The 11,103-nt window shown below is 60.0% G+C and carries 13 protein-coding genes; all 13 read right to left on the reverse strand.

Going from position 1 to position 11,103, the window contains the following annotated elements:
* Nucleotides 1-471, reverse strand: a complete 471-nt coding sequence (locus CCOS191_RS26700; protein ID WP_023383136.1) for a F0F1 ATP synthase subunit B — start codon at nucleotides 469-471, stop codon at nucleotides 1-3.
* Nucleotides 472-528: 57 nt separating this feature from the next.
* Nucleotides 529-786 carry a F0F1 ATP synthase subunit C gene (gene atpE / locus CCOS191_RS26705; protein ID WP_003097235.1) on the reverse strand — a complete coding sequence of 86 codons (258 nt, stop codon included), beginning with the start codon at nucleotides 784-786 and terminating at the stop codon, nucleotides 529-531.
* Nucleotides 787-930: 144 nt separating this feature from the next.
* Complete coding sequence (atpB, locus tag CCOS191_RS26710; protein WP_046857652.1) at nucleotides 931-1,800, reverse strand: F0F1 ATP synthase subunit A; 870 nt, start codon at nucleotides 1,798-1,800, stop codon at nucleotides 931-933.
* A 16-nt stretch (nucleotides 1,801-1,816) separates the two neighbouring features.
* A complete protein-coding gene (locus CCOS191_RS26715; protein ID WP_011536507.1) occupies nucleotides 1,817-2,224 on the reverse strand; it encodes a F0F1 ATP synthase subunit I in 408 nt (135 codons plus the stop codon).
* A 149-nt stretch (nucleotides 2,225-2,373) separates the two neighbouring features.
* Nucleotides 2,374-3,246 (reverse strand): ParB/RepB/Spo0J family partition protein, encoded by an 873-nt coding sequence (locus tag CCOS191_RS26720; protein ID WP_023628559.1) that lies wholly within the window; start codon nucleotides 3,244-3,246, stop codon nucleotides 2,374-2,376.
* A 9-nt stretch (nucleotides 3,247-3,255) separates the two neighbouring features.
* Entirely contained in the window at nucleotides 3,256-4,047 is a 792-nt protein-coding gene (locus CCOS191_RS26725) for a ParA family protein (RefSeq protein WP_023628558.1), read from the reverse strand.
* Nucleotides 4,048-4,065: 18 nt separating this feature from the next.
* Nucleotides 4,066-4,716, reverse strand: a complete 651-nt coding sequence (gene rsmG / locus CCOS191_RS26730; RefSeq protein WP_046857653.1) for a 16S rRNA (guanine(527)-N(7))-methyltransferase RsmG — start codon at nucleotides 4,714-4,716, stop codon at nucleotides 4,066-4,068.
* On the reverse strand, nucleotides 4,713-6,605 hold the full coding sequence (gene mnmG / locus CCOS191_RS26735) for a tRNA uridine-5-carboxymethylaminomethyl(34) synthesis enzyme MnmG (RefSeq protein ID WP_046857654.1): 1,893 nt from the start codon (nucleotides 6,603-6,605) through the stop codon (nucleotides 4,713-4,715). Before mnmG ends, rsmG begins: the two co-directional genes overlap by 4 nt.
* Before the next feature lie 537 nt (nucleotides 6,606-7,142).
* Nucleotides 7,143-8,516, reverse strand: a complete 1,374-nt coding sequence (gene mnmE, locus CCOS191_RS26740; protein ID WP_046857655.1) for a tRNA uridine-5-carboxymethylaminomethyl(34) synthesis GTPase MnmE — start codon at nucleotides 8,514-8,516, stop codon at nucleotides 7,143-7,145.
* 83 nt (nucleotides 8,517-8,599) lie between these two features.
* Nucleotides 8,600-10,282: a membrane protein insertase YidC gene (gene yidC, locus CCOS191_RS26745; protein ID WP_038707083.1), complete on the reverse strand. Its 1,683-nt coding sequence runs from the start codon at nucleotides 10,280-10,282 to the stop codon at nucleotides 8,600-8,602.
* 2 nt (nucleotides 10,283-10,284) lie between these two features.
* Nucleotides 10,285-10,530, reverse strand: coding sequence for a membrane protein insertion efficiency factor YidD (gene yidD, locus CCOS191_RS27755; protein ID WP_011536514.1), 246 nt, complete (start codon nucleotides 10,528-10,530; stop codon nucleotides 10,285-10,287).
* Nucleotides 10,523-10,924, reverse strand: a complete 402-nt coding sequence (gene rnpA / locus CCOS191_RS26750) for a ribonuclease P protein component (RefSeq protein WP_031314399.1) — start codon at nucleotides 10,922-10,924, stop codon at nucleotides 10,523-10,525. Before rnpA ends, yidD begins: the two co-directional genes overlap by 8 nt.
* A gap of 13 nt (nucleotides 10,925-10,937) precedes the next feature.
* A complete protein-coding gene (gene rpmH / locus CCOS191_RS27760) occupies nucleotides 10,938-11,072 on the reverse strand; it encodes a 50S ribosomal protein L34 (protein ID WP_003253163.1) in 135 nt (44 codons plus the stop codon).
* Between the last annotated feature and the right edge of the window lie 31 nt (nucleotides 11,073-11,103).

Consider the following 11,103-nt stretch of genomic DNA (forward strand, 5'->3'; position numbering starts at 1 on the left):
TTAAATTTCAGCGGCCAGTTTGTTAACCAGCTCCGCATGCGCGTTTTGATCGATTGTGGCGCCAAGGATCTTTTCAGCACCGCCAACAGCCAGGGCACCCACTTGGGCACGCAGGGCGTCTTTGACGCTGTTCAGTTCCTGTTCGATCTCGGCTTGAGCCTGAGCCTTCACACGGTCAGCTTCGACGCGAGCCTGTTCACGGGCTTCCTCGACAAGCTGAGCAGCGCGTTTCTTGCTTTGCTCAATGATTTCGGCTGCCTGTGCCTTCGCTTCACGCAGTTGCTGACCCGCTTTCTCTTGGGCCAGCTCCAGGTCGCGAGCTGCGCGGTTGGCAGCGTCCAAGCCGTCGGCAATCTTCTTTTGGCGCTCTTGCAGGGCAGTGATGACCGGAGGCCATACGTACTTCATGCAGAAGAGTACAAAAATCAGAAAAGCAACGGATTGGCCAATCAGGGTTGCATTAATGTTCACGCCAACACCTCGCTCGGTCTTTGTCCATCACACCAATCAACTCGTAGGAACGAGTGATTAGCCGGCGATCTGACCAACGAAGGGGTTCGCGAAGGTGAAGAACAGAGCAATACCAACACCGATCATGGTTACGGCGTCGAGCAGACCGGCAACGATGAACATTTTGACCTGCAGCATCGGAACCATTTCTGGCTGGCGAGCAGCGCCTTCCAGGAACTTGCCGCCCAGCAGGCCGAAACCAATGGCGGTACCCAGAGCACCCAGGCCGATCAGCAGAGCAACAGCGATAGCGGTCAGACCAACTACAGTTTCCATCTTTCCTCCCGACTTTTACGTCGTATTGGTTAGGTTTTTAGTTTGAAGCGGTAAAACAAATCGTTTGGTACAGCATGCCCTTGCGGACTTTTTAAGCCCTCCCCCCAAACGGGCGGGGAAGGCTATCAGACACGCCAGGCGGTCTTAATGGTTATCTTCGTGAGCCATCGACAGGTAGACGATGGTCAGCATCATGAAGATGAAAGCTTGCAGGGTGATGATCAGGATGTGGAACACAGCCCACGCCCACTGCAGCACCACACCCAGGCCGCTCAGCCACAGCAGGCCGGAGCCGAACATCACGGCGATCAGGATGAAAACCAGCTCGCCAGCGTACATGTTGCCGAACAGACGCAGTGCCAGCGAGATCGGCTTGGCGATCAGGGTGACGAACTCGAGCAGGAAGTTGACCGGGATCAGCAGGATCTGCACGAAGATGTTCTTGCTGCCGAACGGGTGCAGGGTCAGCTCGCCGATGAAGCCACCCAGGCCCTTGACCTTGATGCTGTAGAAGATGATCAGGGCGAACACGCAGAAGGCCATGGCCAGGGTCGCGTTCGGGTCGGTGGTAGGTACCGCACGGAAGACGAGATGCGGATCACCAGAGATCCAGGCCGCCGCTTTCGGAATCCAGTCGACCGGAACCAGGTCGATGGCGTTCATCATGAACACCCAGACGAAAATGGTCAGTGCCAGCGGGGCGATCACCGGGCTACGGCCGTGGAAGGAGTCCTTCACGCTGCCGTTGACGAAGTCGACCAGCACTTCAACGAAGTTCTGCAGACCTCCAGGTTGGCCGGAAGTCGCCTTCTTGGCCGCCATGCGGAAGATGAACAGGAAGATCAGACCCAGCGCGACGGACCAGCCCAGGGTGTCCACGTGGAACGCCCAGAAGCCCATTGCCTTGGCTTCTGCAGCCGAATGGGCGAAGCCCCAGCTGCCGTCTGGTAGTTGACCGTAGGTCAGGTTCTGCAAGTGGTGCTGGATATAACCCGAAGCGGTTTCTTCTGCCATGGTTGCCTCAAACGCCCTAAGGTCTCGAAAGTCTTTTATTCATCAGCAGGGGCGCGAACCAGCTGACCAAAAGGGTCAGCACGAAGACGCCGAATACTGCCAACGGCGCCAATGGCTTCACTCCTGCGAAGGTCAGTGCAAACAGCACTGCCGTCAAAATCATCTTGCCCGCCTCGCCCGCGTAAAACGACTTGACGATGGCCTGCGCCGCCCGGGCTCCGCTGAAGCGAAAAGCCTTCCAGGCGAAATACACATTGGGCAGCCAGGCAATCAAACCTCCGCAAAGGCCTGAATATCCACTGACCACCCCTTTCCACTGCCACAACACCAGCGTTGCCAGCAGCAGTACGACAAATTGAGCCAGCAGTACCGGAAAAACCGCCCAGCGATGGAAAGGCAGGCGGTTTGGCGTGCGGATTTCCATCACAACTGCTCCTCGAAAGTCGACCGCCTCGTCAACAATGACTTGGCATAATTTGTGCCGACAAAATGCGCGCAGAGTATAGGGGTGGATTAACCCCTATTCAACTCTTGGGTAGTGATTTCCGACTGCGCGCTACAACAGGAATTGTTTCAGCGGATGTGAGCAAGCACGCCTTGCAACTCGTCAAGGGAGTTGTAGCGAATAACCAACTGGCCTTTGCCCTTGTTGCCATGGCGAATTTGTACCGCCGAGCCCAGGCGCTCTGCCAGACGCTGTTCAAGACGCGTGATATCCGGATCAGGTTTGCTCGCCTCGACCGGCTCAGGTTTGCCACTGAGCCACTGACGCACCAGTGCCTCGGTCTGGCGCACGGTGAGGCCGCGTGCGACAACATGACGCGCCCCTTCTTCCTGCCGATCTTCCTCGAGGCCGAGCAAGGCGCGCGCGTGGCCCATCTCCAGGTCGCCATGGGCGAGCATGGTCTTGATCGCCTCGGGCAGCGAGATCAGCCGCAACAAGTTGGCCACGGTGACCCGCGACTTGCCGACGGCATCGGCCACCTGCTGCTGGGTCAGTTCGAATTCCTGTTGCAGACGCTGCAGGGCGAGCGCCTCTTCCAGCGGGTTGAGGTCCTCGCGCTGGATGTTCTCGATCAGCGCCATGGCAATGGCGGCTTCGTCGGGTACCTCGCGGACCATGGCCGGAACGGTATCCAGGCCAGCCTGCTGGGTGGCGCGCCAGCGGCGCTCGCCGGCGATGATCTCGTAGCGGTTGTCACCGATCGGGCGAACCACGATCGGCTGCATGACGCCATGGGTGCGGATCGAGTGCGCCAGTTCTTCCAGCGCCTCGGGATCCATGTCGCGACGCGGCTGGTACTTGCCGCGCTGGATCAGCTCGACCGGCAGGTGTTGCAGTTCCTTCTGGTCGATCTTGACAGCCTGCGCTTCGAGCGCGCTGACGGAAGGACCACTGAGCAGTGCATCCAACCCACGTCCGAGACCGCGTTTCTTGATGGCCATGCGGATTCCTTAAGTTGTTTGTGCAATGCGTGATGGACGGCGCTGACGACGAACCAGTTCCCCGGCCAACGCCAGGTACGCCAGCGCGCCACGGGATTGCTTGTCGTAGGCCAGTGCCGGCATGCCGAAGCTCGGCGCCTCCGCCAGGCGGATGTTGCGCGGAATCACCGTGTCGTACAGCTGCTCGCCAAAGTGCTCCTTGAGCTGCGCCGAAACATCGTTGTTCAGGCTCAGGCGCGGGTCGTACATGGTCCGCAGCAGGCCTTCGATCTTCAGCTCCGGGTTCAACCGGGCGGCGATGCGCTTGATGTTATCCACAAGGTCGCTCAACCCTTCCAGCGCGTAGTACTCGCACTGCATGGGGATGATCACGCCATCGGAGGCGACCAGCGCATTGAGCGTCAGCATCGACAGCGACGGCGGGCAGTCGATGAGGATGTAGTCGTAGTTCTCGCGGATCGGCGCCAACGCGTTGCGCAGGCGACTCTCCTTCATCTGCATTTCCAGCAGGACCACTTCGGCGGCGGTCAGGTCGCGGTTGGCCGGCAACAGCTGGTAACCACCGTGCTCGGAGTAGTGCATGGCCTGAGCCAGGTCGCATTCCCCGATCAGCAAGTCGTACACCGAATGCTCGAGCTCGTGCTTATCCACACCGCTGCCCATGGTGGCGTTGCCCTGTGGATCGAGGTCGATCAGCAGCACGCGACGCTTGGTCGCGGCCAGCGATGCGGCGAGATTGATGCAGGTGGTGGTCTTGCCCACACCACCCTTCTGGTTCGCGATTGCGAATACCTTAGCCATTGTTGCTCGTGTTCCCAGTCATGCCTTGCGGCGCAGTATCAGCAGATGGCGCTGGCCCTGGCAACCTGGAACGGTCAGGGCCTGCTCGCTTTCCACTGTGAAGTCTGCGGGCAATGCTACCAGTTCATCGGCAGGATGCAGCCCCTTCATTGCAAGCCATTGCGTGCGGCTGTCACCCAGGTGGCGGGTCCAGTTGGTGAAATTCTCCATACTGCTGAAGGCCCGGGAGACGATCCCGCAGAACGGCTGCTCGGGCTGGACCTCTTCCACCCGGCTGTGGATAACCGTGAGGTTGTCCAGCTTCAGCTCCATCTTCACCTGGGTGAGGAAGCGCGTCTTCTTGCCGTTGCTGTCGAGCACCGTCACTTGCTTGTGCGGGTGCAGGATGGCCAGCGGGATGCCGGGCATGCCGCCGCCGCTGCCGACATCCAGCCACCGCTGGGTGTCATTGTGGATAAACGGCATGACACTGAGGCTGTCGAGCAAGTGACGCGAGACCATCTCGTCGGGGTCGCGCACGGCGGTCAGGTTGTAGGCCTTGTTCCATTTGATCAACAGGGCCAGGTAGCCCAGCAGCAGTTCGTGCTGATGTGCGGTCAGCTCGACACCAAGCTGACGCGCACCTGTGGACAACTCTTCGGCATGTTGCGGGGTGACCGGGGAACTCAAGCGCTTTGCTCCAATTCGCGGCCAGCGCCGCGTTTTTTCAAGTGAATCAGCAACAGGGAAATCGCCGCCGGGGTGACGCCGGGAATACGCGAAGCCTGGCCCAGGGTCTCTGGGCGGGTGTCGCCGAGCTTGCCCTGGATCTCCTTGGACAGCCCGGAAATGGTCGTGTAGTCGATATCCACAGGCAGACGCGTGTCTTCGCTGGCGCGCAGGCGGGCAATCTCTTCCTGCTGGCGGTCGATGTAGCCGGCGTACTTGGTCCTGATCTCGACCTGCTCGGCGACCTGTGGATCGATATTCTCGCCGCCGGTTGCCTCGATCAGGCCAGCGTAGTCGATTTCAGGGCGGGCAAGCAGGTTGAGCAGGCTGTACTCATGCGCCAATGGCGTACCGAACTTATCCACAATGGCCTGGCCTTGCGGCGTGTTCGGGCGCACCCATGTGCTCCTCAGGCGCTGCTCTTCACGCTCGATGCCTTCGCGCTTGGCGCTGAACGCCGCCCAGCGCTCATCGTCGATCAACCCGAGTTCGCGGCCTTTCTCGGTCAGGCGCAGGTCGGCGTTGTCTTCGCGCAGGATCAGCCGGTACTCGGCTCGCGAAGTGAACATGCGGTACGGCTCCTGGGTGCCGAGGGTGATCAGGTCGTCGACCAGCACGCCGATGTACGCCTCGTCGCGGCGCGGGCACCAGCTTTCACGGCCCTGGGCGCGCAGCGCCGCGTTGGTCCCGGCCAGCAGGCCTTGGGCACCAGCTTCTTCGTAGCCGGTGGTGCCGTTGATCTGGCCTGCGAAGAACAGGCCGCCGATGACCTTGGTCTCGAGACTGTACTTCAGGTCGCGCGGATCGAAGTAGTCGTACTCGATGGCATAGCCCGGGCGCACGATGTGCGCGTTCTCCATGCCGCGGATCGAGCGGACGATCTCGAGCTGCACGTCGAACGGCAACGATGTGGAAATACCGTTGGGATACAGCTCATGGGTGGTCAGGCCTTCCGGCTCGATAAACACCTGGTGGCTTTCCTTGTCGGCGAAGCGGTGGATCTTGTCCTCGATCGACGGGCAATAACGCGGGCCGATGCCTTCGATCACCCCCGAGTACATCGGCGAACGGTCGAGGTTCGAGGCAATGATCTCGTGGGTGCGGGCGTTGGTGTGGGTAATCCAGCAGCTCACCTGGCGCGGATGCATGTCGGCATTGCCCATGAACGACATTACCGGAATCGGCGTATCGCCCGGTTGCTCGGTCATCACCGAGAAGTCCACCGAACGGCCATCGATGCGCGGCGGGGTACCGGTTTTCAACCGGCCGACACGCAGCGGCAATTCACGCATGCGGTTGGCCAGGGCATTGGCGGGCGGATCGCCCGCGCGGCCACCGGAATAGTTCTGCAAACCGATGTGGATAAGTCCACCGAGGAAAGTCCCGCTGGTCAGTACCACGGAGTCGGCGAAGAACCGCAGGCCCATTTGCGTAACCACGCCCTTGACCTGGTCCTGTTCGACGATCAGGTCATCGCACGACTGCTGGAATATCCACAGGTTGGGCTGGTTTTCCAGGATTTCACGTACCACCGCCTTGTAGATGGCGCGGTCCGCCTGTGCACGGGTGGCGCGTACCGCCGGGCCCTTGCGGTTGTTCAGAACGCGGAACTGGATGCCGCTCTTGTCGGTGGCCAGCGCCATCGCGCCGCCGAGCGCATCGATTTCCTTGACCAGGTGGCTCTTGCCAATGCCACCGATGGCCGGGTTGCAGCTCATGTGACCGAGGGTTTCCACGTTATGGGTCAGCAGCAGGGTTTTTACACCCATGCGTGCGGACGCAAGCGCAGCCTCGGTACCGGCATGGCCGCCGCCGATGACGATCACTTCAAAACGGGAAGGGAAATCCACCACGCACCTCGTGCCTGTTTTTGCGAATAGAGAAGGTAAGCGGACAAGTATAGGGACTTCCCGCCCTCCAAAGAAACCTTCTGAGCAAAATTTGACCAGGCTGTGGATGAGTGGCAGGTAAAAGAAAACAAAGAGGAAAAATTTAAAAAAGCTTTGTTTTTATGTTTATGTTTATGCACCCACCTGTCTGTGTATAAGTCTCTACAGCCCATATATTTCAATGTGTACAGAGAATCATAACCCTGTGTCCAGGTAGCCCTGGGGGTTCTGGATACTGCTGTTTAACCTGTGGATGAATGCTGCTGTTACCCACAGGCAGGTTTGTCCTCAGAAAAAAAGCCTGGTTATCAACGGAGCTGAGGTCGAGTTTTCCACAGAGCTTAGCCAGGCGTGCGGAACGCTGTTGATGAAATATTTTCCGCAGCGCTTGTCGTCCTTGGTGGCTGGCTTGCTTGCAATGACCCGTACCGACACGAATCGCAGGCAAAAAAAAGCCGCTCCAGAGAGCGGCTTTGTTGCGAATCGAACCCTGTGGGATCACTTGCCAATGCAGAAGCTGGAGAAGATTCGCCCCAGCAGGTCATCCGAGCTGAATGCTCCGGTAATTTCACCCAGCACTTGCTGTGCCTGGCGCAGATCCTCTGCCAGCAGCTCACCGGCACCGGCGAGGGTCAGCTGCGCGCGGCCATGCTCGAGGTGGGCACTGGCCTGGCGTAGCGCTTCCAGGTGCCGGCGACGAGCGCTGAAGCTGCTTTCGGCGGTTTGTTCATAGCCCATGCAAGCCTTGAGATGCTCACGCAGCAGATCCAGGCCCATGTCGTTGTCCCGGGCGCTGAGGGTGATGGTGACGTGCCCATCGTCGCTTTGCTCCAGGCCCACGACCTCACCACTGAGATCCGCCTTGTTGCGAATGAGGGTGACCTTGGCCACGTCGGGGCGCTGATCGAGAAACTCTGGCCACAAGGCAAACGGATCACTGGCTTCCGGTGCCGTCGAATCGACTACCAAGAGCACACGGTCGGCCTCGCCGATGGCCTTGAGCGCCCGTTCCACGCCGATCTTTTCCACATGGTCATCGGTGTCGCGCAAGCCTGCGGTGTCGACCACATGCAGCGGCATGCCGTCGATGTGGATATGTTCGCGGAGGATATCCCGGGTGGTGCCGGCGATATCGGTGACGATTGCCGCTTCACGTCCGGCCAACTGGTTGAGCAGGCTCGATTTACCCGCGTTCGGCCGACCTGCGATGACCACGGTCATGCCGTCGCGAAGCAATGCGCCTTGCCCTGCTTCGCGCTGAACTGTGGATAACGTGTCACGTACTTCATCGAGCATGCGCAGCACATGGCCATCGGCAAGAAAGTCGATCTCTTCCTCTGGGAAGTCGATGGCGGCTTCGACATAGATGCGCAGGGCGATCAGAGCTTCGGTGAGGCCATGCACACGCTTGGAGAACGCCCCCTGCAGGGAACGCAGGGCATTGCGCGCAGCCTGTGTGGAGCTGGCTTCGATCAGGTCGGCGATAGCCTCGGCCTGGGCCAGGTCGAGCTTGTCGTTGAGGAACGCTCGCTCGCTGAATTCGCCCGGACGTGCCAGGCGGCAACCGAGCTGCAGGCAACGTTGCAGCAGCATGTCCATGACTACCGGGCCGCCATGGCCCTGCAGCTCCAGCACATCTTCGCCGGTGAACGAGTTAGGCCCGGGGAAGAACAGCGCGATCCCTTCATCCAGCACCAGGCCATCTTCATCGCGGAACGGGCCGTAATGGGCATGTCGCGGGGTCAGCGTATTGCGCCCGGTGATGACTTGCCCGGCCTGGCGGGCCAGCGGGCCGGACAATCTGACGATGCCTACCCCGCCACGGCCCTGGGCGGTGGCGATGGCGGCAATGGTTTCACGCACTGTGTTCATGCTCGAACCTCTACAACGAATACGACAGATAGCAAAAACGCCCCAAGGGGGCGTTTTTGTTCACAGGCTAGCGTAGCAGCCCGTCAAGCGGCTGCGTTCTTGGTCGCAGCCTCGATACGACGAGTGATGTACCACTGCTGTCCGATCGACAGGCAGTTGTTCACAACCCAGTACAGCACCAGACCAGCCGGGAACCACAGGAAGAAGAAGGTGAAGATGATCGGCATCATTTTCATTACCTTCGCCTGCATCGGATCGGGCGGAGTCGGGTTCAGGCGCTGCTGGATGAACATGGTGGCGCCCATGATGATCGGCAGGATGAAGAACGGATCCTTGATCGACAGGTCAGTGATCCACAGCATCCACGGGGCCTGGCGCATCTCGACGCTTTCCAGCAGTACCCAGTACAGGGCCAGGAACACCGGCATCTGCACCAGGATCGGCAGGCAGCCGCCCAGCGGGTTGATCTTCTCTTTCTTGTACAGCTCCATCATCGCCTGGGACATCTTCTGGCGATCGTCACCGAAGCGTTCCTTGAGCTGGGCCAGTTTTGGCGCCACCGCACGCATGCGCGCCATCGAGCGGTAGCTGGCGGCCGACAGCGGGAAGAACAAGCCCTTGATCAACATGGTCAGGACGATGATCGACCAGCCCCAGTTGCCCAGCAGGCTGTGGATATGTTGCAGCAGCCAGAAGATCGGCTGGGCGATGAACCACAGGAAGCCGTAGTCGACGGTCAGTTCCAGGCCTGGGGACAACTCCTTGAGCTTGGACTGGATCTTCGGACCGGCATACAGCATGGCGCTGGTTTCTACCTTGCCGCCGGCAGGGACGTTAAGCGCCGGGCCGGTATAGCCGATGATGTAGTTGCCCTGGCTGTCCTTGCGGGTCTGGACGGCGTTGTTGTCCGAGTGGGTCGGGATCCAGGCGGTCACGAAGTAGTGCTGCAGCCAGGCGACCCAGCCGCCGGTCACATTTTCTTTCAAACTACCTTTGTCGATGTCTTTCATCGACACTTTCTTGTACGGCTCGGAAGCTGTCCACAGGGCCGCGCCCAGGTAGGTGGCGGTACCGGTGGCGGTGCTCGACGACGGGTCGGAGCTGGCGTCACGCTTGAGCTGGGCAAACATGTTGCCGGTCCAGGCCTGGCTGCTCTGGTTGTCGATCAGGTAGCTGACGGTCAGGTCATACTCACCGCGCTTGAAGCTGAAGCGCTTGATGTAGTTGACGCCGTTCTCGCTGAACTTCAGGTCGACCGACAGTTGGTCCTGGCCGTCGGCCAGCTGGAAGCTCTTCTGTTCTGCGGCGTACAGCGGGCGACCCGTGGAACGGGCGTCCGGACCGTTGGCGCCGGTCAGGCCACTCTGGGCCAGATACACACGTTCGCCACCGTTATCGAACAGCTGGAACGGAATATCCGGATGATCCTGGCGACGAGGGTACTTCGGCAGGGTCAGTTGGACGATGTCACCACCGACTGGGTCGATAGCCAGGTCCAGGACGTCGGTCTTGATCCGGATCAGGTCCTTGCTGAGCGCCACTGGCGCCAGTTCGGCTGGGCTGGATTCAGCATTGGCGCTCGGCACATCGGCACTTGCACCGGAGTTGCCGGCCGGCACGGTGTCCGGCAGGGCCGGGGCAGCATTGCTGGCAGCAGCATTCTGAGTCGGCAGGGCAGCCTGGCCGTAGTCCTGGTTCCACTTGAGGACCATGACATAGGACACGATTGCCAGGGCGACGATCAGGATCGTGCGTTTAATATCCATGATTACTCGGCTATCGAAGAAGTTCGGGAGGAAGGAGCAGGTGGAACGGGATCGAAACCGCCGTCGTTCCACGGATGACAACGCCCCAGGCGACGAACGGCCAGCCACCCACCACGCAAGAGGCCATGGTTTTCAATGGCTTCATAGGCGTAACAGGAACAGCTGGGATAGAAACGACAGTGACTGGCCATCAGTGGACTGATGGCGTAACGGTAAAACTGGATCGGAACGAGGGCCAGTTTACGCATTGTGACTGTCTACCCCTGCGGAATTGGCGACCGCTGGAGAGGGCCGACTGCGGACCAGTCGCTTCCAGAGCTTGCCAAAGTGTTGGTGCAATTCTGGGTTTTCCACTTCGCCCAACCCCTTGCGCGCGACGATCACGATGTCCAGGCCAGCCAACAGCTGCTGGTTCAGGCGAAACGAATCGCGCATCAGGCGTTTCAGGCGATTGCGTTGAACGGCGAGCTTGACGCTCTTCTTGCCGATCACCAGGCCTAGGCGCGGATGATCGAGACCGTTCTCGCGGGCAAGGATAAGCAGGTTTTTCCCTGGAACCTTGCCGGTTGGGGAGTCGAAGACCGCTTTGAAATGCCGGGGTGTAAGCAGTCGCTTTTCCCGACTGAAGTCCTGACTCACCACCTGTGCCGAAAAATCAAATTGCCAGACGCTTACGGCCTTTGGCACGGCGACGCGACAGAACGGCACGGCCGTTCTTGGTTGCCATACGGGCACGGAAACCGTGGGTGCGGGCGCGCTTGATGGTGCTTGGTTGGAAAGTACGTTTCATGGCGTGTTACCTGGGTTGGTCGACAACGGGC

The organism is Pseudomonas sp. CCOS 191 (genome assembly GCF_001007005.1).
Taxonomy (GTDB): domain Bacteria; phylum Pseudomonadota; class Gammaproteobacteria; order Pseudomonadales; family Pseudomonadaceae; genus Aquipseudomonas; species Aquipseudomonas soli.

Bases quoted from the DNA above. Each gene is read 5' to 3' on its own strand.
- atpE (WP_003097235.1), bottom strand. From the start codon at position 786: ATGGAAACTGTAGTTGGTCTGACCGCTATCGCTGTTGCTCTGCTGATC.
- atpB (WP_046857652.1), bottom strand. From the start codon at position 1,800: ATGGCAGAAGAAACCGCTTCGGGTTATATCCAGCACCACTTGCAGAAC.
- CCOS191_RS26715 (WP_011536507.1), bottom strand. From the start codon at position 2,224: ATGGAAATCCGCACGCCAAACCGCCTGCCTTTCCATCGCTGGGCGGTT.
- CCOS191_RS26720 (WP_023628559.1), bottom strand. From the start codon at position 3,246: ATGGCCATCAAGAAACGCGGTCTCGGACGTGGGTTGGATGCACTGCTC.
- CCOS191_RS26725 (WP_023628558.1), bottom strand. From the start codon at position 4,047: ATGGCTAAGGTATTCGCAATCGCGAACCAGAAGGGTGGTGTGGGCAAG.
- mnmE (WP_046857655.1), bottom strand. From the start codon at position 8,516: ATGAACACAGTGCGTGAAACCATTGCCGCCATCGCCACCGCCCAGGGC.
- yidC (WP_038707083.1), bottom strand. From the start codon at position 10,282: ATGGATATTAAACGCACGATCCTGATCGTCGCCCTGGCAATCGTGTCC.
- yidD (WP_011536514.1), bottom strand. From the start codon at position 10,530: ATGCGTAAACTGGCCCTCGTTCCGATCCAGTTTTACCGTTACGCCATC.
- rpmH (WP_003253163.1), bottom strand. From the start codon at position 11,072: ATGAAACGTACTTTCCAACCAAGCACCATCAAGCGCGCCCGCACCCAC.